At 36.7% G+C, this 23,401-nt stretch carries 22 protein-coding genes and 1 pseudogene; 14 read left to right on the top strand and 9 right to left on the bottom strand.

All coding sequences use genetic code 11. The annotated features are described in order from the left end of the window. The first annotated feature begins 63 nt into the window (after positions 1-63). Positions 64-1,013: pseudogene (gene mdh / locus C1H58_RS01415) on the top strand (malate dehydrogenase). A gap of 200 nt (positions 1,014-1,213) precedes the next feature. Here the strand turns inward: mdh and C1H58_RS01410 are convergent. From C1H58_RS01410 to C1H58_RS01400, 3 genes are read right to left on the bottom strand one after another with little or no spacing between them, the layout of a single operon-like run. After that, positions 1,214-1,927: a CPBP family intramembrane glutamic endopeptidase gene (locus C1H58_RS01410; RefSeq protein WP_165545084.1), complete on the bottom strand. Its 714-nt coding sequence runs from the start codon at positions 1,925-1,927 to the stop codon at positions 1,214-1,216. Positions 1,928-1,962: 35 nt separating this feature from the next. Then, positions 1,963-2,235: a hypothetical protein gene (locus C1H58_RS01405; RefSeq protein WP_050331645.1), complete on the bottom strand. Its 273-nt coding sequence runs from the start codon at positions 2,233-2,235 to the stop codon at positions 1,963-1,965. After that, a complete protein-coding gene (locus tag C1H58_RS01400) occupies positions 2,232-2,849 on the bottom strand; it encodes a DUF1361 domain-containing protein (protein WP_165545083.1) in 618 nt (205 codons plus the stop codon). The genes C1H58_RS01405 and C1H58_RS01400 overlap by 4 nt, the downstream gene beginning before the upstream one ends. Before the next feature lie 404 nt (positions 2,850-3,253). On the opposite strand from C1H58_RS01400, the gene norA reads away from it, so the two are divergent. The 8 genes from norA to C1H58_RS01360 all read left to right on the top strand — a co-directional run bounded on the left by norA (position 3,254) and on the right by C1H58_RS01360 (position 14,702). Then, positions 3,254-4,417: a multidrug efflux MFS transporter NorA gene (norA, locus tag C1H58_RS01395; RefSeq protein ID WP_165545082.1), complete on the top strand. Its 1,164-nt coding sequence runs from the start codon at positions 3,254-3,256 to the stop codon at positions 4,415-4,417. 252 nt (positions 4,418-4,669) lie between these two features. Further along, positions 4,670-6,994 (top strand): CDP-glycerol glycerophosphotransferase family protein, encoded by a 2,325-nt coding sequence (locus C1H58_RS01390; protein WP_165545081.1) that lies wholly within the window; start codon positions 4,670-4,672, stop codon positions 6,992-6,994. A 23-nt stretch (positions 6,995-7,017) separates the two neighbouring features. Beyond that, the gene (gene ybaK, locus C1H58_RS01385; RefSeq protein ID WP_165545080.1) at positions 7,018-7,497 is read left to right on the top strand and encodes a Cys-tRNA(Pro) deacylase; all 480 of its coding nucleotides are present in this window, start codon (positions 7,018-7,020) and stop codon (positions 7,495-7,497) included. Positions 7,498-7,649: 152 nt separating this feature from the next. Next, positions 7,650-8,399 (top strand): DeoR/GlpR family DNA-binding transcription regulator, encoded by a 750-nt coding sequence (locus C1H58_RS01380; RefSeq protein WP_165545079.1) that lies wholly within the window; start codon positions 7,650-7,652, stop codon positions 8,397-8,399. 2 nt (positions 8,400-8,401) lie between these two features. Next, entirely contained in the window at positions 8,402-9,325 is a 924-nt protein-coding gene (gene pfkB / locus C1H58_RS01375) for a 1-phosphofructokinase (protein WP_165545078.1), read from the top strand. Position 9,326: 1 nt separating this feature from the next. After that, positions 9,327-11,228, top strand: coding sequence for a PTS fructose transporter subunit IIABC (locus C1H58_RS01370; RefSeq protein ID WP_165545077.1), 1,902 nt, complete (start codon positions 9,327-9,329; stop codon positions 11,226-11,228). Positions 11,229-12,034: 806 nt separating this feature from the next. Then, on the top strand, positions 12,035-13,390 hold the full coding sequence (locus C1H58_RS01365; RefSeq protein ID WP_050331637.1) for a hemolysin family protein: 1,356 nt from the start codon (positions 12,035-12,037) through the stop codon (positions 13,388-13,390). Between the two features lie 352 nt (positions 13,391-13,742). After that, positions 13,743-14,702 (top strand): glycosyltransferase family 2 protein, encoded by a 960-nt coding sequence (locus C1H58_RS01360; protein WP_165545076.1) that lies wholly within the window; start codon positions 13,743-13,745, stop codon positions 14,700-14,702. Between the two features lie 271 nt (positions 14,703-14,973). On the opposite strand, the gene C1H58_RS01355 is transcribed toward C1H58_RS01360, so the two are convergent. The 6 genes from C1H58_RS01355 to queC all read right to left on the bottom strand — a co-directional run bounded on the left by C1H58_RS01355 (position 14,974) and on the right by queC (position 18,762). Beyond that, positions 14,974-15,393 (bottom strand): Msa family membrane protein, encoded by a 420-nt coding sequence (locus tag C1H58_RS01355; protein ID WP_165545075.1) that lies wholly within the window; start codon positions 15,391-15,393, stop codon positions 14,974-14,976. 428 nt (positions 15,394-15,821) lie between these two features. Beyond that, positions 15,822-16,076: a GlsB/YeaQ/YmgE family stress response membrane protein gene (locus tag C1H58_RS01350; RefSeq protein ID WP_016424461.1), complete on the bottom strand. Its 255-nt coding sequence runs from the start codon at positions 16,074-16,076 to the stop codon at positions 15,822-15,824. A 65-nt stretch (positions 16,077-16,141) separates the two neighbouring features. Next, on the bottom strand, positions 16,142-16,741 hold the full coding sequence (locus tag C1H58_RS01345; RefSeq protein ID WP_165545074.1) for a hypothetical protein: 600 nt from the start codon (positions 16,739-16,741) through the stop codon (positions 16,142-16,144). Between the two features lie 188 nt (positions 16,742-16,929). Next, entirely contained in the window at positions 16,930-17,643 is a 714-nt protein-coding gene (gene queE, locus C1H58_RS01340; RefSeq protein WP_165545073.1) for a 7-carboxy-7-deazaguanine synthase QueE, read from the bottom strand. Continuing rightward, positions 17,636-18,067, bottom strand: coding sequence for a 6-carboxytetrahydropterin synthase QueD (gene queD / locus C1H58_RS01335; RefSeq protein ID WP_050331632.1), 432 nt, complete (start codon positions 18,065-18,067; stop codon positions 17,636-17,638). The genes queE and queD overlap by 8 nt, the downstream gene beginning before the upstream one ends. Beyond that, positions 18,064-18,762 (bottom strand): 7-cyano-7-deazaguanine synthase QueC, encoded by a 699-nt coding sequence (gene queC / locus C1H58_RS01330; RefSeq protein WP_165545072.1) that lies wholly within the window; start codon positions 18,760-18,762, stop codon positions 18,064-18,066. The genes queD and queC overlap by 4 nt, the downstream gene beginning before the upstream one ends. A 267-nt stretch (positions 18,763-19,029) precedes the next feature. On the opposite strand from queC, the gene C1H58_RS01325 reads away from it, so the two are divergent. The 5 genes from C1H58_RS01325 (at position 19,030) to C1H58_RS01305 (ending at position 23,267) form a co-directional block, all read left to right on the top strand. Next, on the top strand, positions 19,030-19,623 hold the full coding sequence (locus tag C1H58_RS01325; RefSeq protein WP_103356096.1) for an anthranilate synthase component II: 594 nt from the start codon (positions 19,030-19,032) through the stop codon (positions 19,621-19,623). Next, positions 19,607-20,740: a chorismate-binding protein gene (locus C1H58_RS01320; RefSeq protein WP_165545071.1), complete on the top strand. Its 1,134-nt coding sequence runs from the start codon at positions 19,607-19,609 to the stop codon at positions 20,738-20,740. Before C1H58_RS01325 ends, C1H58_RS01320 begins: the two co-directional genes overlap by 17 nt. Before the next feature lie 2 nt (positions 20,741-20,742). Continuing rightward, positions 20,743-21,354 carry an aminotransferase class IV gene (locus tag C1H58_RS01315; protein WP_050331628.1) on the top strand — a complete coding sequence of 204 codons (612 nt, stop codon included), beginning with the start codon at positions 20,743-20,745 and terminating at the stop codon, positions 21,352-21,354. Between the two features lie 228 nt (positions 21,355-21,582). Further along, positions 21,583-22,263: a carboxyltransferase domain-containing protein gene (locus tag C1H58_RS01310; protein WP_165545070.1), complete on the top strand. Its 681-nt coding sequence runs from the start codon at positions 21,583-21,585 to the stop codon at positions 22,261-22,263. Then, positions 22,263-23,267 carry a 5-oxoprolinase subunit C family protein gene (locus C1H58_RS01305; RefSeq protein WP_165545069.1) on the top strand — a complete coding sequence of 335 codons (1,005 nt, stop codon included), beginning with the start codon at positions 22,263-22,265 and terminating at the stop codon, positions 23,265-23,267. Before C1H58_RS01310 ends, C1H58_RS01305 begins: the two co-directional genes overlap by 1 nt. Positions 23,268-23,401: the final 134 nt, after the last annotated feature.

Raw genomic sequence — 23,401 nt, 5'->3', positions numbered from 1 at the left:
AAATGAAAAAAGCAACTTGAGGGTGTTATAATAAAGACGAGGATATACAAGGGGGTAGTAAACATGAAACGTAAAAAGGTTTCTATCATTGGATCAGGTCATACAGGTGCAACATTAGCATTTATTATTGCGATGCATGGTCATGCAGATGTCTTACTTGTAGACCGAGAAAAAAATGAATCGGTGATGAAAGGGAAAGCCTTGGATATGCAACAAAGTGGTGCAATTTTAGGGTTTAATGTACATGTGCATGCAACTGTGGACTATGCAGAAACTAAAGATTCTGATGTTGTAGTAATTACAGCTGGCCTGCCAAGACAACCGGGGATGAGTCGAGACGATTTAGTTCAAACGAATGAAGAAATTATGGTCGAGGTCACTCAAAAAGTAGTTAAATACTCGCCAAACTGTACAATCATTGTATTAACTAATCCTGTCGATGCGATGACTTATACCGTTTATCGCACGTCCGGCTTTCCTAGTGAAAGAGTTATGGGTCAATCAGGTGTTTTAGATACAGCGAGATTTAATACTTTTGTAGCTGACTCGGTGTCGCAGTGAAAGATGTGACAGGGCTTGTTTTAGGTGGACATGGAGATACTATGGTCCCTTTAATTCGTCACAGCCAAGTGAACGGCGTTTTATTAACTGAGCTTATGCCACAAGAACAAATAGACGCTATTGTTGAAAGAACAAGAAAAGGTGGCGCAGAAATTGTAAAACTATTAGGCAACGGCTCTGCATATTATGCACCTGCTGCAGCAGTATATGAAATGGTTCTTGCTATTTTAGAAGATCAGAAGCGGGTACTTCCAACGATTGCATTCTGCCAAGGGGAATATCAATTAAATGATATTTATATTGGTGTACCTGCCATCTTAGGTGCGAATGGTGTAGAACGCATTATCGAATTAGAACTGAATGAAGATGAACAGCAACAATTAGCGCATTCGGTTGAAGCGGTTGAATCCGTAAAAGCCTCATTAAAAGCAACGTCATCACAATCACATTAAATCGACGTATAAAAATAGATTAAGTTTGGTCTAGCGACATTTTAGAAGATGACTCGATTTTTAAATCTGTATAGACATTTTTAAAAATTGAGTCATCTTTTATGTGAAGAATAAACGATTGAATAACACTGTGATGCTATAAAAAAAGAGGGGTGTTACTTTCGATTTGAAATCAAAGTAACACCCCTGTATCAATTACACTACGCGTGAAGTTGAATTACCATAATGATAAACGCCATAAAGTTGTTAAACATGTGCATCATAATTGAAACTGCAATATTGCATCCACTTTTAATATAAGTATAGGTAAACATGAGTCCTAAAAATAGATATGGGAAAATTTCGAATGGAGATTGTGCCGCTTGCATATGTAAAAGTGCAAAAACGACGGTGGAAATAATCCCTGTTATTACATATCCAACTTTTTTGCCGAGTTCCCCAATTAACACATGTCGAAATAGTAACTCTTCCGTAATAGGAGATAAAATAACAATGCTTAAAAACGCAAGCGGTAACCATTTTGGATCATTGAAAAAAAGCATTAAGCTTTCTTGATTCCCTGTTTCCTTAAATTGCCATTGCTCTGGTAAAAATTTAAAAAGATATGTCATGAGCCCATTGGCAAAAATATAAAGGAAATAAGCACCAATCATCGTACCAATATACTTTCGAGACGCTTTAATAGCATGGATTATTTTTTCTTTCCAATGATGTCGATGGGACCAAATTAAATATCCAATCACCGTTAATGCAGTGATAATCCTAATAATGAGAAACAATAAACTTACTGGAAAATTATGCAACGGAACTAACAATAAGCTAAAAAGTTTTGCTAAGATGACTTGAACTAAAAAATAAATCACAAATGCCCATAGGTCTCTCCAGGCAACAGGATGATTTGAAGATGCGCGCATAAGATGACCTCCATATATGAACTATGATGATACTATTAAACCACAAAAATGATTAAATACAATGCAACAAATTCTAAAAACGTCAAAATATAACTATACTTTAGTAATAATTTTGTTTTAAACGTGACATCCCAATCTTTATGAAAACGTTCGTAATAGAGTAATTGTATTAAAAACAATGCGACACCAAATGGAAATGAAAAGACAATAAGACATACATACCATGGCCAATTCATTTGAGAATAGAGTATAGCAATGATTGCTTGTATCAATACGATGGCAATGACAAAAATAAAGAACATATTCATGAGTGACTGCGTACCCCTTTCACAAATATTAATAAGAGTGCTTGTAAGCCAACGATTAACGAAATGAAAATCATTGCGGGGGTATCAATGGCTTTTAACGTTGACCATATGACAGAAAATGGATGGTTAATGACGTGTACACTGTGGAAGCGTAAAAAACGACCTACATAAATACCGACGCCGTTTAAAATCATCATGCCAAGCAGGACTAAAACCCTAAACCACTTCGAGGTTATCATATGATAAAGTTCTAATATGATTAATACATAACAATATGCCGCAAACATGACAGAAGCTGTCAATAGAGCAAAATTGGTCCACTCTATGAGATTAAGACCTAATAGGAAATCAAAGCCGAAATGATTAAGATGTATCAAATCTGTCATCATATAAAAGGTATTAGGTAACATTAAAATAAACACTGTCAAAAACACTAAAAATAATGGCCATTCAAACCAGCGTTTTGGAAGAAAGAGTTTAAGCAAAAGTGCAAGCTCTAAAGGAATGTAGGCAAGTGTAATATTAAGTGCTATAAATTTATATTGCGTAGGTGAAAAAAGTGAGATGATGATAAAGACAATATAAAATAAACGTGCAATATAACGTGCTTTCATTATCAAGCCTCCTTCTATGTTATGCGCAAATAAGGATAACTTGTTATGAAAAAGGATTCAAATATTTTATAAGAGCAGAACAAAAAATATACATATGATTAAATTTGTTTCTCATTGAAACAGGGTAAATGAAGGATATGAAAGAGACTATGGATAGTCTAAATCCTGATATTATAAGGGCTTAGTGTGTATATTGATTAAATATGAGCACCGTCAGTTCTAAGCCGATGAGATGGGGAGTTTTGCATAGCGGGCTATCTATTTTTAAAAGACAAAAATAAACTTTAAAATTTTATTTTAAATAGATATTTTAAATGATTTGATTTGAGTTTTTGTTCTTTATTTTGTTGAGTCGTTGTTATATAATGTTTTAATATTTTGAATGCATTGAGGGAGGGAAGTGTATGAATAAACAGTTTATTATTTTATACTTAAATATTTTTCTAGTATTTCTAGGAATTGGTCTCGTAATTCCAGTACTTCCTATCTATTTAAAGGATTTAGGGATAACTGGATCTGATCTTGGAATACTCGTCGCTGTTTTTGCGCTTGCACAAATGATTATTTCACCTTTCGGAGGCGCATTAGCCGACCGTTTAGGTAAAAAATTAATTATTTGTATTGGGCTTGTGCTGTTTAGTGTTTCTGAATTTTTATTTGCAGCAAGCCACACATTTTCATATTTAATCCTTTCTCGCGTATTAGGTGGTTTGAGTGCAGGAATGGTAATGCCAGGTGTGACCGGTTTGATTGCAGATTTATCACCTTCAAAAGATAAAGCGCGTAACTTCGGGTATATGTCAGCGATTATATCAGCAGGATACATTCTAGGTCCAGGCGCGGGTGGTTTCTTTGCTGAAATCTCACATCGTATGCCGTTCGTTGTGGCTGGGGCACTTGGTGCATTAGCTTTTGTCGGAACGGTCATCTACGTCCATTCTCCAAAGAAACAAACGACACAAGGTTTTCATCAGTTTGATAACGCCGAACTAGGAAAAATTAACTATAAAGTATTTATTACGCCTGCCATACTGACGTTAATCCTTGCATTTGGTTTATCTGCATTTGAAACGTTATTCCCGCTATATACAGCAGATAAAATTAACTTCAAACCGGTAGATATTTCGATTGCCATTACAGGTGGAGGCGTCTTGGGAGCCATCTTCCAAGTGTTCTTGTTTGATAAAATGATGCGTTATTTTAGTGAATTGAAATTTATCGCCTATGCCTTAATTTATTCAATGATTATTTTAGTATTATTAATCTATGCGCATACGTATTGGCATGTTATGTTGTTATGTTTTGTTGTCTTTATTGGCTTTGATTTAATTCGTCCAGCCCTTACCAATTATTTTTCAAATATAGCAGGGCATCGTCAAGGTTTTGCTGGGGGATTGAATTCGACATTTACAAGTATGGGGAACTTTATTGGCCCATTAATTGCAGGAACGCTTTACGATATCGATATTGAATATCCGTTACTAATGTCTATCGCTTTTATGATATTAGGTTGCGTGGTCATTGTCATTGAAAGCCAGTTTAGAGGGGAATATCAAAAAAGCAAGTAATGATTTTTCACTAAAATCAAAACATACATCCATGTGGGTAAATGATGAAATGACACCTCGTTGATAGAAATATGGATTGAATGGTTTTAAAATAAGCCACCTATCTTGATTCTATGAACGAGGTTTTATTTTTGGATACATAAAATGATAGGAAAAAGTGAGAAAGTGCGGGCTAATGTTATCAGCCGAAAAGGCAAAGCTTTCGTGATATAATAGGAGAAATTGAAAAGTAAAATTAGGAGCGAATTCGATATGCATATTAAAATATTGGGTTATCATATTTTTCAAAAAGGAGGCACAACTAGAAGTAATTTAAATTTGATTCAATCGTTGTGCCAAGCAGGTCATCAAGTGACTTACGTCAACTATATGGGTGTGAGAAAACAACGATTAAAGTCATTGATAGCAGAAGAAGGTGGACAACTAAAAAATGTGAAATTCCAATCGTTTCTTGGTGCAAATTCTATTGCGCACGCAGATTTATTGATCATCACACGAGAAGACTTTTTTATATTTGCACGCGAAGTGAAACAGCTTTCACCTGAAACAGTGATACTCGGTGAAATTCACAGCCCGTTAGCTTATATTTCACCGCATATGGACTTGGCGTTAGAAGCGGTCGATACAGTACGTGTAAGTACAGAAGCCATTGCACGAGCATTCGAACAACGCTATGATTATTCCTACGTGTTTCCGATGTATGTCAATACAAATCATCTAAAAATAGCGCAAGCACCTACAGCTACGACTCATAATTTATTAATTAAAGCACGTTTTGAAGACGAAATTAAAGATATTTCTTATGCATTAAAAATGATGCGTTATTTCATACACGAACGTCACCAATCACAAATTCATTTATATCTTCAAGGCTATGGGCCTTCACTTGAACTTTATGAGAATTTAGTGCGTTATTATCGTTTAGAAAGCAATGTTCATATCAATGAAGCAGAACCAGAATCTTATATTTATTTTTCATCTTCGCCTTATGAAACATTGGGCTATTCCATACTAGAAGCCATTGCACAAGGGCATCGTGTATGCCTTTATCCTGGAGACGATCAGGTATTAAAAGCCATCTACACACCTTTTCATGCTGTACACTGGCTTCAAAAAGATTTAAAATCAGACGCCGATACGTTGTTGCAAGCTTTTAGTGCGCAGTACACGAATCAAGAGAGACAAGAAGATATTGAGGTTTTAAAACAACAATTTGTCCGTATTAATGATACAAATGCGCTCATTGCTAAAACGCTGGAAATCGCACAACAGCATCAAGTGAAACAAGCTGATATTCAGCCTCCAAAAATAAAGGCAAGATATCAATTTGCTCAGGAAATGGCGAAAAGATTTGCAATCAAGACAAAACAAAATTTAGAGTCTTCATCTAAAGGGCCCTTGCGTAAAGGTTCTCGATTTTATAATAAAGTTCGTCAAGTTATTTTTAAAGTTGAAGGACATGTGAAGCAACGCCAAATTCGTCAACGTCAAGTCTCTAAAAAACACGTCTTTATTGAATCTTTTCATGGCAAAAACTTTTCAGGGGATCCTAAGTACATTGCTTGTGCACTTAAAAGATTAAATCCAGAATTAGAAATTTACGTAAGTTCAGCAGACCCGTTAGTTGATTTGGAGATTAGAGCTTTTGGTATGACGCCGATACGATTTGGTACACGTTCATATATGCGTACTTTTGAAAAAAGTGCCTACGTTGTAATTAACGGGAATTTATGGGATCGATTGGTGAAACATCCCCAGCAATGTGTTGTTCAAACATGGCATGGTTTTCCGTTAAAACGGATGGTAAATGACTTAATGGATGAGCAAGAACGTCAAAAGCAAGCGTTGCAATTTGCACCGCGTATGAAAAAATGGGATGTTTTACTTTCATCTTCATCACGATATGAACAATATATTCAATCTGCCTTCCAATTGAAGACGCATACAAATTTAAAAATATTGCGTGAAGGCGCACCGAGAAATAGTGATTTGATGCGCTATCAAGAAGATGTGGAGAGAAGATCAGCAATCCAAGAAAAGTATATGTTTACTAAGAATAAAGAGACGCGATATATTTTATTTTGTCCTACATGGCGAAAAGATACACGTCAATCCGTCTCGACGCTTGATATTGTGTCATTGATAGAAGGGCTGCCTGATCAGTATGAAATGATTGTTAAACTGCATCCGAACGAGGGGCATTTACGTGAAGTCTATGATCGATTGCACCCAAGAATTCATTGTTTCTTCAATGAATTGGTTGATATTCAAGAATTGTATTTAATTTCAGATGTCTTAATAACAGATTATTCGTCCGCAATTTTTGATTATGCGCACTTAAATCGACCTATACTTATCCTTGATGAAGATACGACGCGTTATCAACAAGATATCGGTTTCTACTTTGATATTGAACAATTTACAAACATTCAAAAAGTAGGTCAAAGCATCGAACAAATTCAGCACATGATTTTGCAAAATAAACATGTGGACCATCAAAAAATGACAAAGGAACTTATGACCTATGATCAAATTGAGAGTGATAACAAAGTAGCACAGTTTATCTTAGAACAATAGTAAGACTTGAAAGAAGGGATATCATGGCAAAGCAAAAGAAAACAAATGCGATGCGCATGTTAGATCAAGCGAAAGTAGAATATGAGATACGTACTTTTCCTGTGGGTGATGCACATATTGAAGGGCATGAAGTGGCTGCTTTAATTCAAGCAGAGACAGATACGGTATATAAAACACTCGTACTTGAAAATGATGACCATGCCCATTTTGTGTTCGTCATTCCAGTTAATGCGCACTTAGATATGAAAGCAGCAGCGGCTGCCGTCAATGAGAAAAAGTTACATCTTATGCCTTTAGATGATTTGAAGAAAGTGACAGGATATATCCGCGGTGGCTGTTCACCTATAGGGATGAAGACACATTTTCCAACGACGATTCATACGGCTGTTTTAGCTTGTAAAACTGTTTTTGTAAGTGCAGGCCAAAGAGGTGTACAAATGGGAATTGCACCAGAAGACTTAATTCGAATGAGTCAAGCACAGACAGTTAATGTCATCCAGTAAGTAAACCGACACATTTTGGTTGTTTTTGATTGAAAAATGACTAAAATGTGTCTTTTTAATGTACTATATGATTGTTATTGATTAGTTTTGATTGAAAACGATTGATTTTTGAAAACGGATACACTATAATGAAAGCGAATTGAGGTGGGAAGATGTTAACTGAGAAGAGACATGAAATAATACTCGATGCACTAGCACAACATAACTTTTTGTCATTACAACATCTCGTCGAATATACAGAGTCAAGTGCTTCGACGATTCGAAGAGATTTATCTCGGCTACAAGAAGAGGGCAAGTTAACACGTGTACATGGTGGTGCCAAATTAATTAATAATCCTAAAGAACCAGAACTTTACGAAAAAAGAACACAGCATATTGAAGAAAAAGTGGCCATTGCTAAAAAGGCGTCCCAACTCGTTAATGAGGGAGATTGTATTTATCTCGACGCAGGTTCGACGACGTTAGAGATGATTCCTTATTTGAGTGCGAAAGAGATTACCGTTGTGACAAATGGTTTATCTCATGTTGAAGGCTTACTCAAACAAGGCATCCCAACTAAACTGATTGGCGGAGATGTGAAAGGAAATACGTTGGCTGTTGTAGGCGGTCGAGCTGTTGATTTTCTAAAACATTATCGCTTTAACAAGGTGTTTCTTGGTGTGAATGGGATTGATATTGAGGCAGGCTTTACAACACCTGATGAACGAGAAGCGATTGTTAAAGAAACTGCCGTTTCACAGGCGCAACAAGCTTATGTACTCGCAGATACTTCCAAATTCAATGAACAATTTTTAGCGACGATTCATACACAAGAGCGACCCATTATCATCACTTCTGAAAAAGTGAAAAGTATCAATGGTTATACACAATATGATTCACATTTTGAAATTTTAGGAGGGTAATTATGATTTACACAGTGACGTTTAATCCATCCATCGATTATGTCATGTTTGTAGATAATTTTGAAACGGGCGGACTGAACCGTACGACAGATACTGCTAAATTTGCAGGAGGTAAAGGGATTAACGTTTCCCGTGTCTTACAAACATTAGATACGCCGTCCACGGCTCTCGGGTTTGTGGGTGGATTTCCTGGGCAATTTATCGAAAATACATTAAAAACAGCGGGCATTCAAACCGCATTTACCCACGTCAATGAAGATACACGTATAAATATCAAGTTAAAAAGTGGTGACGAGACGGAAATTAATGCTGCAGGTCCTCATATTACTGATACACAAGTCGAAGCGTTATTTGAACAACTTCGTAAAACAACTGCAGACGATGTAATTATTGTTGCTGGAAGTGTACCGACCTGCTTGCCAGGAAGTATTTATTCCGATATCGCAAAAATCACCCAACAAACAGGCGCACAGTTGGTTGTAGATGCTGAAAAATCATTAATTGAAGGGATATTAGCTTATCGCCCATGCTTTATTAAGCCAAATCAACATGAATTAGAGCAGATGTTTGATGTCACAATTAAGACTGATCAAGAAGTACTTAAGTATGCACGTCAATTAGTTACAAAGGGTGCACAGGCCGTTATCGTGTCTCTAGGTGGTGCAGGTGCGATTTATGTTGATGAGAAGGAAGCCTATCGGATTCAAGCACCACAAGGTCAAGTGATTAATACAGTCGGTTCAGGTGATAGTACAGTGGCAGGCATGGTTGCAGGCTTAACTCAAAAATTAACGATTCCAGAGGCATTGAAACTTGCGATTGCTTCGGGCTCTGCAACGGCGTTTAATCATGATCTAGCAGAATATGACAAAATTCAAGAACTGAGAGCACAAGTGACAATCCAACCATTATACGAGGAGGGGTAACATGAGAATTACAGAGTTACTCACTAAAGAAACGATTGCTATGGATCTTTCTGCGACAACGAAAGATACAGCAATTGATGAACTTGCACAGCAATTAAATCAAGCAGGAAAATTAAGCCATCTAGAAGATTTCAAAAAAGCCATCCACGCACGTGAACAACAAAGCTCAACAGGAATTGGTGAAGGGATTGCGATTCCACATGCAAAAGTAGCAGCTGTAAAACAACCTGCGATTGCATTTGGTAAGTCAAAAGCAGGAATTGATTATGACAGTTTAGATATGCAACCCGCACATCTCTTCTTTATGATTGCGGCACCTGCTTCAGGGGCACAAACACACTTAGATGCATTAGCGAAACTCTCAGGTATTTTGATGGACGAAAAAGTGAGAGAAGCACTTTTACATGCAGAGACACAGGAAGATGTATTAGCAATTATTAATCGTGCAGACGATGAAGCAACAGATGAAGACAGCGTTGAAGACGCACAACCTATTGTCGATCAAGATCAACCTTATGTATTGGCAGTTACTGCTTGCCCCACAGGTATTGCACACACTTTTATGGCAAGGGATGCATTGAAAAAACAAGCTGAAGAAATGGGCGTTAATATTAAAGTAGAAACAAATGGCGCGGGTGGAATCAAAAACAAACTGACTTCAGAGGATATTGAACGCGCTAACGGAATTATTGTGGCAGCGGATGTGCATGTTGAAACAAACCGCTTTGATGGAAAAAATGTTGTTCAAGTACCTGTTGCTGATGGTATCAAGCGCCCAGAAGCTTTAATCAATAGTGCTTTAGATACATCAAGAAAACCTTTTGTAGCTGCATCTGGACAGCATACTGAAGAAAGTAATGAAAAATTAGGTGTCGGCAAAACAATCTACAAACACTTGATGAACGGGGTTTCTAACATGTTACCACTCGTTATAGCAGGTGGTATTTTAATGGCGATTGTGTTTATGATTCATCCAGACGCATTTGACCCGAATAGTAGTCATTACAACGCTTTTGCAGCAACGTTATGGCAGATTGGGAACAAAAGTGCATTTGCGTTAATTATTCCTATTTTAGCAGGTTATATTGCACGAAGTATTGCTGATAAACCTGGTTTTGCCGCAGGTCTTGTTGGTGGGATGCTCGCTATTTCAGGTGGTTCAGGATTTTTAGGTGGTATTATAGCTGGTTTCTTAGCGGGTTACATCACTGAAGGTATTAAAAAATTAACAAGAAATTTTCCTCAAATGTTAGAAGGTTTAAAACCGACATTGATTTATCCAATATTTTCTGTATTCTTGACAGGAATATTGATGATTTATGTTTTCAATACGCCGGCCGCATGGTTGAATAATGGCTTAGTCAATGGATTAGATCATTTATCAGGCAGTAATATCGTATTACTTGGTGTTGTTATCGGTGCGATGATGGCTATCGATATGGGTGGACCTTTTAATAAAGCTGCATACGTATTTAGTACTGCTGCATTAACAGCGGGTAATACAGCACCAATTTCTGCAGCAATGATTGGCGGTATGGTGCCGCCTATCGCAATCGCGCTTGCAATGCTAATTTTCCGCTCAAAATTTACAAAAGAGCAACGTGGTTCTATTATCCCGAATTTTGTAATGGGGGCAAGCTTTATCACTGAAGGTGCAATTCCGTTTGCTGCAGCTGACCCATTGCGTGTCATTCCTTCAATGATGATTGGTTCAGGCGTAGCGGGTGGACTTGCTCTATTGTTTGGTGCATCTATTAACGCGCCACATGGTGGATTGGTCGTTATTATTGGAACTGATCCAAGTCATGCATTTTTAACAATTGTTGCCATTTTGATTGGTGCCATTGTAAGTGCAGTCATTTACGGATTGTTGAAAAAGGCACCCACACAACCTACTATTTAAAAAATAAGATGATCCTTAATAGTAAGGTGATAAGATGATTTACAAAAGCCGATAAGAATGGAAAGTAAAGTAATAGATTTAAAGCGTTTTAGATATAAATTTTTTGATAATCATGCCTCCAAGAACGTGCTTGCTTAGGGGGATGAAATCTCAACTTAATTTGGTGTAATTGTAGTAAAAACGTGATGAAGCCAAATTGGATTTTTGGCGCAACACAGAAATTTCATGTGTAACAAAGATTGCGTTGTATTGCCTCCGCAAAGCTGACTAGATTAAGCAAAAGCGACTTGTTCTTAACTATAATAGTGAATGATTATATGCATAAACGAAGTATTTATGACGAGACTCCTGAGGGAACAGGACGAGCCGAAGACTACAGGCTGAGGCTGTCCCCTCGGAAAGCGAAGTCATATAATACGAAGTTTTATCATAAAAATGAAGCGTTCAGACGGTTTTCTATTAAAAATCATCTGAGCGCTATTTATTTTGAAATCTATGTCCCGAACGCTTTGTTGTATGCAGAAATAGATTGTTTTTAAATATTGTGATGAACTAAGAATGGCTGAGTGAAAAAGATGTGCGTGTTTTATAGGAATTCCTACTAAAGTACGATAGTTTCATAGTATTATTTCACTAAAACTTATGGTATGATAAAATTAATATTTTTATGTCTGGAGGTAGCTCAATGGGAAGGATTTAGGCATGAATACGATGTTGTGTCACTTAGGTCATATACACTTATCGCCATCGCTTTCTTTTGAGCGATGCAATTAACGGAGGTGAATCCCTATCTATTAGGGAACTAATTGGATAGTACGACCATATTATATTTATTTATATTTTTTGCATTAATTGCTTTAACTACTGTATTTGTCGGTTCAGAATTTGCATTAGTTAAAGTAAGAGCATCACGCATTGAACAGCTAATTGCTGAAGGGAATGGCAATGCGCGTGTTGTAAAAAAAATGATTTCAAATCTTGATTACTATTTATCAGCCTGTCAGCTAGGGATTACAGTGACATCTCTAGGCTTAGGGTGGTTAGGTGAGCCTTTATTTAAGCACTTATTAGAGCCACTGATTGGACTCATTCATATTCCTGATGCGATTGTCACAACCGTATCAATTGTGACTGCATTTATTATCGTGACTTACATTCACGTTGTCATCGGTGAGCTTGCACCTAAAAGTTTAGCAATCCAACATACAGATCGTATTGCATTATTATATGCGAGACCTTTATATTACTTCGGTTTTGTGATGAAACCGTTAATATGGTTAATGAATGGTTCTGCGCGTTTAATTATTAGAATGTTTGGCGCTGATCCAAATGCTGGTAATGAGGCGATGTCTGAAGAAGAATTGAAAATCATTATGAACAACAGTTATCATGGTGGTGAAATCAACCAAACTGAACTTGCGTATATGCAAAATATTTTTTCATTCGATGAGCGTCATGCCAAAGATATTATGGTACCACGTACGCAAATGATCACATTGAACGAACCTTTCAATGTAGATGAGTTATTAGAAACAATTAAAGAACATCAGTTCACACGTTATCCGATTACTGAAGATGGTGATAAAGACCATATTAAAGGATTTATCAACGTAAAAGAATTTCTGACAGAATATGCATCGGGTGTACCAATTAAAATTGCCAACTATATTCATGAATTACCAATGATTTCAGAATCAACACGGATTAGCGATGCGCTTGTTCGAATGCAGCGTGAACATGTGCATATCAGCTTAATTATTGATGAATATGGCGGTACAGCTGGGATATTGACGATGGAAGATATTCTTGAAGAGATCGTTGGTGAAATTCGTGATGAATTTGACGATGATGAAATCAATGATATTGTCGAGCTCGATCAACAAACGTATCAAATCAACGGTCGTGTACTACTAAGTGATCTAGAAGAAAAGTTTGGTATTTACTTTGAAGACTCAGAAGATATTGATACGATTGGGGGCTGGCTTCAAGCTCAAAATACAGACTTAGAACAAGATGATTACGTCGATACAACTTATGATCGTTGGGTGATTTCAGAAATCGAAAATCATCAGATAATTCATGTATTGTTGCGCTATGAATACAACTCAGAACGTTCTCGACAGCGTGATGAAGATGATTATGAACTTCAAGAAGAAGCATAAAAAAGTATCCTAATACGGAAAAGTGAATGATTTTAATGAGGAGTGTCCATAACAGAGAGATGTGTGGACAACTCCTTTCTTTTTTTGGATTTTATATTCGATGCTATCATTTGCAGTTAATATTGGGGTGTCATGTAAAAATGGATTAACAGGACTGAGCCATATAATAGCGATCACAGATCGGGAAGAGGTTTTGAGATTAAAATCGAATAATCATATGCTATCCTTTAGAGGTAGGAATAGTGCCTTGCGTGAGCGCGCGCTTTTCTAATGAACGTTACTTTTATGTAGGAAATGGGTAGAACCAAAAGGACGAGACATAGAAAAAGTAGATAGAGTAGGTGCACAAATAATGAAATTACGTGTGATTGTCCCATGTTATAACGAGAAAGATGTACTACATCAAACCATACAACAATTGGTAGAAATATTAGAAAAAGACAGTATTGCACAAGTGTATGAGTATGATTTGTTGTTTATTGATGACGGGAGTCACGATAATACGATTACAATACTTCAAGAGGCAGCCAATGAAACGCAACATCTCAAATATATCTCATTTAGTCGAAATTTTGGTAAAGAAGCAGCAATGTTTGCAGGATTTGAACATAGTGTAGATTGTGATGCGGTTGTGATGATTGATGCAGACTTACAACATCCTCCAGAACTTATACCTGATATGGTAAAAGCATACCGGGAAGGCTATGACCAAATTATCGCAAAGCGTAATCGCGAAGGTGAACACGCTTCTCGGAAATGGATGACGCGCTGTTACTACAAAATGATCAATTATTTCATTGAAGATATTGAATTAGAAGATGGCATTGGTGACTTTAGACTTTTAAGCCAACGCGCGGTGCGTTCGTTAGTAAGTTTAGAAGAGTATAATCGTTTTTCTAAAGGCTTATTTTCATGGATTGGTTACCGTAGTAAAGTGATTCAATATGAAAATGTTGAGCGGGAAGCAGGACAATCAAAATGGTCTATAAAAAGTTTATTCAATTATGCTATAGATGGATTGATTTCATTTAATTATAAGCCACTACGTACAATGATTTACTTAGGATTGTTCATTTTTTTAATGAGTATGGTTTATATTATTTACTTATTTGTTGATACACTTATCCATGGTGTTGATGTTCCCGGCTATTTTACGTTAATTGCGGCGATATTATTTATTGGTGGCATTCAACTCGTCTCTATAGGTGTGATGGGTGAGTATATCGGGCGGATATATTATGAGGTAAAGCGACGACCGCAATACATTGTGCAAGCCTCTAATGTAGAAACACCAAAGTTTGATAAAAAGTAACAAGTATAAATTTTATTTTTAATCTTCATAGGGGCGACTGTTTTTTTGTGGAGCGTAGGATGACGAAATCAAAACGATTTCTCTCCTACGCTTTTTTATTTCAAAATAATAATGAACTTGCTTTAAAGAGGAGCAAAGTGCATGTTGTATAGCTTAGAATAGATTTAAAACGATGTATGAGCCACGTCGTACGCAACTAATACGAAAAAACGCGCAAATGATATTGAAAATGACCGGTTTTGTCGTAAGACCATTGTGTGTCTCAACCACATCATTTTAATTTTAAGCTTTTTGAATAAATTTTAGCGCACAACAAACTCAACACAAAATAAAGTAAGAAGAAAACGATTAGGTGAGGTATAGAAAGTGAATGTTCTTTTAAATTCATAATAGAGCCATTTGTCTCATAGGAATAATGACAGGCAAAGATTTGAAAGTGAGAATTATTTAATATGGTATTTGCAGAAATAACATAAAATGCAACATTAAAAACACTCATTGTTAATAATGTCAATAAATTATAAGATTGTTTACTTATAAATAAAGAGAGAATATTAATCAAAACAGGAACTAAAATAATCGTAAATGCTATAATCATTAAACCGATATTAAACTTTAATATGAACATTAAAATTGAAAATAATATATTTAAAAAGAGTGCAAATAGTGCGGCTTTGTAATTCATTTTCATTAATCATCTCCCATATAATCATTATCTATTTGATAGAGACAAATCATCAAACACTGTATAAAATGTAAAGTTTAGATTGTATAAGTTGAGTTAAAAGATTCAAAATGATAGTTATAAAAAGGCCAAAACCTCACTATGAAGAGAGGCATGCCTTTAAAAGTATTATATGTAAACTAATTTTAAAAAGCAATATTATAGATAAATAAATATTAGCGAGTAAAATACATTTGTTTTGTATTTAAAGTTTAAAATTTATACAATGAAAAAGAAGTTTTTTGTGGATATAATCGTGGGGGATGAAAAATGTTGTGTAGCGGTTAGCAAAGGGCATTAACGATGCGTTATGAAAGCGCGATACTTTGTTGGTCGTTTTTATACATAAAAAAATACATGAGCCAAAGCCCATGTATTTCAATATCATTTTAAATTTATTTTTTACCACGCATTTTACCTAAAACAAGTGATACAATTGCGATAACAAGAATTGCACCGATTAATGCTGGTAAAATATAAACGCCGCCTAATGATGGGCCCCAATGACCGAATAGCCAGCTACCAATCGCAGAACCGACTAAACCAGCGATAATGTTACCAATAATACCACCTGGGATATCTTTACCTAAAATTGCTCCAGCAGCCCAACCGATAAGACCACCGACGATTAACATAATTATAAAACCCATAGTGTATGCCTCCTTTTTTTCTATACCATAAGGTTCTATAAGTAAATACCACGTTTGTTGATGGTTTAATCATTTTTGGGTAAAATAAATATTTTTTCAATCGTTAATGTTGCCCAAAAGCCGACGTATACAATTACAAAAAGGTACCAAAAAGGCGTAAGGCTGACCATTGTAATCATTGATAAGAGAATCAAAGTGCCACCCATCCAAATCGGATGTTTTATTTTCAAAACTTGATAAAATTTTGAAAAACACGGTGAGTTTAACGTGGTTGAAAATTGTAATATCCCACCAAATAGGAAGATGGCAGGGGCTAAATACGGTACAGACATATAAATTGATGCTTCAGATGACCGTGCCAAAATGACAAATAAAATACTAATCATAATGGTTAAAACACCAATAAAGAATTTTTGATGTCTAATTTTAAATGTATGATGCGTGTAATCTAAATGATATTGTAAGATCAACCATGTTAAATACATTAACATCGTGGCGAGTGTGATAAAATTAAGCTTATTCAATAAGATTGGGTTCACGAAACTACTTAACGTGAGTGATAGAATTACCGAACTGAGTCGAATATATCGATAGTGATGTCGATGTAAATCAACTAATAATGTCCCAATCACGATAATAATGTTTAAGATGACAAATAAGGCCATTATGTTCTCCTAACTATTCGCAATTCATTTTTCCATTATATCAATCTCATCTCTTATTGGCATTTAATAACACTTTAAATCTTTATAAAATTTAATAGATGAAGGAAAATCGTCATGCAGACAGTTCTCCTTCATCTATTTATCCCCATCATTGTAGAAGCGTAAAATGGGCGATTGGATGGCTTGAGTTAAACGCCTTTTTTATTACTCCAAACTAATGTATGCAATTGTGGCAACACGTATACTTCATTCATTTCTGCATCTTCAGTGACACGATCAATCAGTTGTTCATAACGTTCAAGTAATTTTTGGGTATGGTGTTTGACATGATCTTCAAGATAAGGATTTCCAACTTGTAAATAGAAAGGAAGATGAGGATAGCGATGATGAATCATTTTAGCAAATTCATAATCCGCATCATCAAATACAACGACCTTTAAATTAATCTGTGACACGTCACATTGCGCGATCACATGATCTAGTCGTTCCAAATCTTGTTTCATACCCGAACTTGGTGGTTTCGGTGAAATCGTTAAATCATCAATTTGACGCATCCAAGGTTGGAAATGGCTTCCTTGTGTTTCAAGTGCGGTATGGACGCCGTGAGATTGACAAACATCGACTAATGCTTGTATTCCTTTGATGAGCGCAGGATTTCCACCTGAAATCGTGACATGATTAAAGCGATCGCCACCAATCGCTTTAAGTTGGTCGAAAATGGCTTCAGCGGACATCATTTGGATTTCATCTTTCATGCTGCCATCCCAAGTAAATTTGGAATCACACCAACTACAACGAAAATCACATCCAGCTGTGCGCACAAACATTGTCTTTCTACCGATAACACGACCTTCACCTTGGATTGTAGGACCAAAAATTTCGAGTACAGGTATTTTAGCCATGATTTGGCTCCTGTTTTTTCGGTCGATAGACGACATAGCTTGTAGGTGTTTCGCGTAAAAAGATTTGAAGACATTTTGGCGCATGTGGTAAATCTTTTAAATGTTCAGCCACAATTTCGTAAATCGTTTGCGCTACGATTTCAGTAGAGGGGCTTTTGCCTTGGAAATGTGTTAAATCATTCAATAAATAATGATCAAATTTATCATGGATAAGACTTTTAAGCTCACTAAAGTTAATGAGGAAACCAAGTTCATCTAAGGCATCGCCTGCTATCGTAATATTTACAAAATACGTATGCCCATGAACGCGCATGCATTTACCTGCACGTTCATCAGGGATAAAATGTGCAGCTGAAAAGTTAAAGTCTTTATTGAGTTCGTACGTATAATCATGATTTACAGATGGATAAATTTGTTGCATCATGATTTTTCACTTCCTTTCTCAGCAAGATATTGTTCGAGACCGCTCTCAGCAAGATATTGTTCGAGACCGCGTTGACGTAAGCGACAAGCTGGGCATTCGCCACAACCTTCTGCGATGATGCCGTTGTAGCAAGTAAGTGTACGATAACGCACATAATCAAGTACACCTAATTCATCACTCAATGCCCATGTTTCTTTTTTATCTAACCACATTAATGGTGTATGAATAACAAAGTCGCGTTCCATCGATAAGTTGAGTGTGACATTCATTGATTTAATAAAGACATCACGGCAATCTGGGTAACCTGAGAAATCTGTTTCACAGACACCTGTAATAATGTGTTTCGCACCAATTTGATAGGCGAGTGCACCGGCAAAAGAGAGGAAAAGTAAGTTTCGCGCAGGGACAAAAGTATTAGGTATTTGTTCATTGGTCTTTATTTGCATGTCATGCGATGTCAGCGCATTTGGTGTAAGTTGAGATAATAAACTCATATCAAGAATATGATGTTTAAGCCCTTGATCCTCTGCGATTGCTTTTGCAACTTCTATTTCTTTCGCATGACGTTGACCGTATTCAAAAGTAACCAACTCCACCTCTTTGAAATGTTTTTTCGCATAAAAGAGACAGGTTGTACTATCTTGGCCACCGCTAAATACAACGACTGCTTTTTCATCATTGAGCACCTTAGACATAATTGTTTCGCTCCTTATTTTATGTAGAGATCCTAAAATAAGACATAAAAAAAGCCGTCTCTATAAAAAGATAGACGGAAGGTGTCTAGTTTTTTATAGAGGGTTAGAAGCTAGGAACCTCTTTAATTCAATTACGTTCCATACTGTAATACATTTAGGCACAGAAATCAAGTCATCCTAATATTTTGAAATGATATTAGCTAGAACTTTGTCAATTATGCGCACATTTGTGATAATAGAATTATTAAATAAAAATGAGGCAAAAAAATGATAGTCATGATAGATAATAAAGATTCATTTACGTATAATATTGTTGATTATTTAGAGGTGGAGAGTCAGCAAACAGTAAAAGTCATTGATGTCGATGAGGTATCTCTTCCTATGTTGGAGCAGTTAAAACCGAGTGCCATTGTGATTTCTCCAGGGCCTGGTGCACCAGTAGATTATCCAATATTGTTTGACGTGATACGCACATTTGAGAAAGAAGTTCCAATTTTAGGCATCTGTTTAGGATTTCAACTTATCGTGACGTATTATGGCGGAAAGATTATTCACGCCCCACGTCCAGTCCACGGTCATACGACACGTTTGCATCATGACGGGTCAACGTTGTTTCATGCGTTGCCTAAATCTTTCAACGTGATGCGTTACCATTCATTAATGGCTAATCCTAACACAATCCATACGCCTTTAGTCGTTTCAGCGTTGAATGAAGATGCCATTGTGATGGCTGTGCGCCATATACAGTGGCCAATTTACGGTTTACAGTATCATCCGGAGTCCATTTTGTCAGAGTACGGACATGAACAAATGAGAAATTTTTTAAGAAAAGCAGGGATCATCGATGGTTGTGAAGTTTAATTATAAATATTATAGCGACGCAGATACAACGACATCTTATCGATATCGTTTTGAGCATCCCATTGAGAAAAGGATTGCTTATGAAATTGAAGAAGTTGGCTCCTTAGTTGATGAAGCTGAAGCCTACCAACGAGAAGGCTATTATGTCGCACTTTATTTGCCTTATGAGGCAGCGCCTTATTTCCAACGTGACTTCATCACACATACACCAGAGCACCATATTTATGCAGCCTATTATGTGTTTGATGCACCAGTGAACGCTGTTGAAGAGGGAGAAGGGCCTGAGAAGGCGGGCGGACATTTTCATTTCGTGACACAGCCCGAAACCATCAAGCAGCACATTCGTAAAATTCAAGATGAAATCACTGCTGGGTGGACATACCAAGTCAACTATACGACGCGCCTTAAAAGCTTTGATGCGTTGTCAATCTCAGCTTTGTACCAACGCTTTACTCAGAGCGCGAATGGGGACTATACCGTATTAATAGATACTGAAGAAATTAAAGTAGCATCTATTTCACCAGAATTATTTTTTCAGTTAGGAGATTTCGAAACAAATTCTCGTACAGTGGTGAGTAAACCGATGAAAGGGACGATGCCTCGAGGGCTTACGGTTGAAGATGATCAAGCTAATGAACAAGCGTTAAGATCTTCGTCAAAAGATAGAGCCGAAAATGTAATGATCGTTGATTTATTAAGAAATGATATTGCTCGTGTAGCGAAAAAAGGGACTGTTCAAGTGAAACATCCATTTGCGATTGAATGTTATCAGACTGTTTTTCAAATGACAACAATGGTCACAGGGGAAATTTCAGATGACACAACTTATCAAGATTTACTACGCGCTCTATTTCCTTGTGGTTCGATTACCGGGGCACCTAAAATCAATACGATGCGTATCATTCACGAACTTGAAGCGACAGCCCGTCATATTTATTGTGGTTCGGTAGGATTACTTCATCCGAATGGACGCGCGATTTTCAACGTACCCATTCGGACGATCGAACGGATCAATGAAGTTTTTTATTACGGTGTAGGTGCAGGCATTACAATTGATTCTGATCCCGACAAAGAATATGAAGAATTTTGTACGAAAACTAAAATATTAGAGGGGTAGTTATGAAATTATTTGAAACGATGCGGCTTGAAGCGGGGCAGATTTCTCGCCTTCAATATCATTATAAAAGAATAAAAAGTGCGAGCCAGTCATTAAACATCCCCTTTGATTTTGAACGATGGCAACACAATTTGAAGCATGTTCAAAATCAATATCCCAGTGGACTGTATCGAGTCAAGTTGATTGTGCATCAATCTGGGGAGATGCAAGTTGAAGTCGGTGCGCTTGGTGAAATTAAAAAGATGACCTCGCAGTTGATGCCATCAAAAAATCAAGTGCCTACGTGGCAAAGAATCTACAAAACGTCTGAACGTGATTATTTGGCACATGATCATACGACACAGTTAGCGCTTTTTTATGATGCGGATGGAAAAATTTTAGAATTCGATATAGGGAATGTTGTCGTCGTGATTAACGGGCAATCTATCACGCCCAATTACGCCCACGATTTTTTACAAGGGTGCATGCGTCAAATGCTACTAGAGCAACATAAAATCATAGAGCAGTACTTTACCGTGGATGACTTGTTAGAAATGTTACAACAAGGTGGCCAGTTGTGGATGATTAATAGTTTACGTGAATGGGTCCCTATTTCACTTGAACTAAAGAATTAGGTGATTTTATGATGGTGGTATATTTATTAGGATTTATGATCGTACTCTGGCTTGGCCAATGGATAGGGAATCAGCTTGTTTTTCGTCAAAAGCGTATTTGGGCCTATGTATGGATGATATGTGTACTCATAATTCAAGGGGGAATCATATACGGGTTGATAAGTGAATTGGCCCCCCGTGCCATTGAGGTTTTAAGCTTATTTTATGATAATTAATAGAGGTGGAAAAATGAAAGTATATAGTCAAGGGGATCAAGCGATAGTGGTCTCTTTAAAAGGGGCTGTCACGCCAACAGCGACACAAAGGTTACTGATGATTCGTAATTATTTAGTCGCTCAAAATTATCCATATATTACTGAAATTGTCCCAACGGAGACGGATATGCTCATTTCTTATGATGGATATATGATGATGAGACATTTAAAAATAGCGTCTCCTTTTTTACATATGAAATCGCTTATTGAACATATTGATATCAGTGATGCTGTTTTTGAAAAACAACAGCGCTGTATTAAAGTACCAGTGGAATATGGGGGTATACACGGTTTGCATTTTGACAAAATCTTAGCGGAGTTGAATATGGATGCACAAACTTTTATTCAACTACACACGGAATCAGACTATTTCGTATCAATGATGGGTTATTCGCCAGCCTTTCCTTATTTAACGGGCGTTGATCCTCGCATTATAGTCAACCATATGGCGAATGAGCCACGCGTGATTCCTGCGGGTTCTATTATTATGGAAAATAATAAATGTGGTATTACAACTACCGAAACGTATGGCGATTGGTTAGTGATTGGGCGTACGCCATTACAATTGTTTCAACCCAATAAAAAAGATTTTGCAAGAATTTCGTTAGGAGACCAAGTGAAGTTTACAGTTGTATCGCAAGGAGGGGATGTATAATGGCCATTATCATAGAAGATAGTGGGTTGTTTTCGAGTTTTCAAGATTTTGGAAGACAAGGCTATGAACATATGGGTGTCATTCGAAGTGGGGCACTCGATGTGCTTGCTCATGAAATTGCGAATCGACTCGTTGGTAACGATCGGAATGAAGCAACGTTAGAAATGACACATAAAATGGCTAAAATTCGATTCACGGAGCCGACATTAATTGCTTTCTCAGGTGCACAAGTTTTAGCACATACAGACGAAATGCAAGTTCAAGTTAATAAACTGTATTTATTGAATAAAGGCGATGTGCTTTCTTTTGATCATTTACATCGAGGTGCACGTGTATATCTTGCGATTGCAGGTGGCTTTGAACTGGATGAATGGCTGAATTCGACTTCAACTGACATGATTTCAGGAATAGGTGGGTTTCAAGGTCGTCGTTTAAGAGATGGCGATACCGTCAACATGAAGCGTGATTATAACGAAAGGCATCATCAATTGTTTAAAAAATTGGAGGATCGAAAGACTGTGTCATGGGGTGTTGATGGTTATGCGCTCTCTTTTAATTATTTATCTGATGTTGTGCATGTCATCCCGAACAAAGGTACAGAAGACTTTGAAGAAGCTATTCTCAAACGCTTTATCCAAAGTGAATACCAAATTTCGAGCAAGGCCAATCGTATGGGAATGATATTAGAAGGACCATCCATTAAAGCCTTTTACAAAGATATGCCCCCACATCGGTCAGTCAAACGAGGTACCATTCAAGTTAAGAAAGAAGGCGCACCAATTGTATTGCTTAATGATCATTATACGTTAGGCAGTTACCCACAAATCGGGACAATCGCTTCTTATCATCTATCTAAAATTGCACAAAAAAGTCAAAGTTCAAAAATTAAATTTCAGTTTATTGATGTGTTACAAGCTGAACAAAATTTAGTGAAGTATCATCAGTGGCGGAAGCAATTATTCCAAGGAATAGAGTTTAGAATGCAAAGCGAGTTGTTAAAATAAGCGTTTAAATGAGTTAAATATGGAAGATGCAGAAATACAACTATGGGCCGAGTCATTTAAAGCGTGATTTCTGTATAATCATATACGTTCTGATTGTGAACCTAGTATATTACAATTTTACATTGCATATCCTT

It is taken from the genome of Staphylococcus sp. 191 (assembly GCF_011174885.1).
GTDB lineage: Bacteria > Bacillota > Bacilli > Staphylococcales > Staphylococcaceae > Staphylococcus > Staphylococcus coagulans.
This window is presented reverse-complemented; position numbering and strand designations above follow the sequence as displayed.

What these genes read in the sequence shown, in the direction of transcription:
- C1H58_RS01345 (WP_165545074.1), bottom strand. Translation starts at nt 16,741, where the DNA reads ATGGCCTTATTTGTCATCTTAAACATTATTATCGTGATTGGGACATTA.
- C1H58_RS01400 (WP_165545083.1), bottom strand. Translation starts at nt 2,849, where the DNA reads ATGAAAGCACGTTATATTGCACGTTTATTTTATATTGTCTTTATCATC.
- C1H58_RS01320 (WP_165545071.1), top strand. Translation starts at nt 19,607, where the DNA reads ATGGTTGTGAAGTTTAATTATAAATATTATAGCGACGCAGATACAACG.
- C1H58_RS01350 (WP_016424461.1), bottom strand. Translation starts at nt 16,076, where the DNA reads ATGGGTTTTATAATTATGTTAATCGTCGGTGGTCTTATCGGTTGGGCT.
- C1H58_RS01380 (WP_165545079.1), top strand. Translation starts at nt 7,650, where the DNA reads ATGTTAACTGAGAAGAGACATGAAATAATACTCGATGCACTAGCACAA.
- C1H58_RS01390 (WP_165545081.1), top strand. Translation starts at nt 4,670, where the DNA reads ATGCATATTAAAATATTGGGTTATCATATTTTTCAAAAAGGAGGCACA.
- ybaK (WP_165545080.1), top strand. Translation starts at nt 7,018, where the DNA reads ATGGCAAAGCAAAAGAAAACAAATGCGATGCGCATGTTAGATCAAGCG.
- C1H58_RS01355 (WP_165545075.1), bottom strand. Translation starts at nt 15,393, where the DNA reads ATGAAAATGAATTACAAAGCCGCACTATTTGCACTCTTTTTAAATATA.
- queD (WP_050331632.1), bottom strand. Translation starts at nt 18,067, where the DNA reads ATGATGCAACAAATTTATCCATCTGTAAATCATGATTATACGTACGAA.
- pfkB (WP_165545078.1), top strand. Translation starts at nt 8,402, where the DNA reads ATGATTTACACAGTGACGTTTAATCCATCCATCGATTATGTCATGTTT.
- C1H58_RS01405 (WP_050331645.1), bottom strand. Translation starts at nt 2,235, where the DNA reads ATGAATATGTTCTTTATTTTTGTCATTGCCATCGTATTGATACAAGCA.
- norA (WP_165545082.1), top strand. Translation starts at nt 3,254, where the DNA reads ATGAATAAACAGTTTATTATTTTATACTTAAATATTTTTCTAGTATTT.
- C1H58_RS01360 (WP_165545076.1), top strand. Translation starts at nt 13,743, where the DNA reads ATGAAATTACGTGTGATTGTCCCATGTTATAACGAGAAAGATGTACTA.
- queE (WP_165545073.1), bottom strand. Translation starts at nt 17,643, where the DNA reads ATGGCTAAAATACCTGTACTCGAAATTTTTGGTCCTACAATCCAAGGT.
- C1H58_RS01305 (WP_165545069.1), top strand. Translation starts at nt 22,263, where the DNA reads ATGGCCATTATCATAGAAGATAGTGGGTTGTTTTCGAGTTTTCAAGAT.
- queC (WP_165545072.1), bottom strand. Translation starts at nt 18,762, where the DNA reads ATGTCTAAGGTGCTCAATGATGAAAAAGCAGTCGTTGTATTTAGCGGT.
- C1H58_RS01410 (WP_165545084.1), bottom strand. Translation starts at nt 1,927, where the DNA reads ATGCGCGCATCTTCAAATCATCCTGTTGCCTGGAGAGACCTATGGGCA.
- C1H58_RS01310 (WP_165545070.1), top strand. Translation starts at nt 21,583, where the DNA reads ATGAAAGTATATAGTCAAGGGGATCAAGCGATAGTGGTCTCTTTAAAA.
- C1H58_RS01325 (WP_103356096.1), top strand. Translation starts at nt 19,030, where the DNA reads ATGATAGTCATGATAGATAATAAAGATTCATTTACGTATAATATTGTT.
- C1H58_RS01370 (WP_165545077.1), top strand. Translation starts at nt 9,327, where the DNA reads ATGAGAATTACAGAGTTACTCACTAAAGAAACGATTGCTATGGATCTT.
- C1H58_RS01315 (WP_050331628.1), top strand. Translation starts at nt 20,743, where the DNA reads ATGAAATTATTTGAAACGATGCGGCTTGAAGCGGGGCAGATTTCTCGC.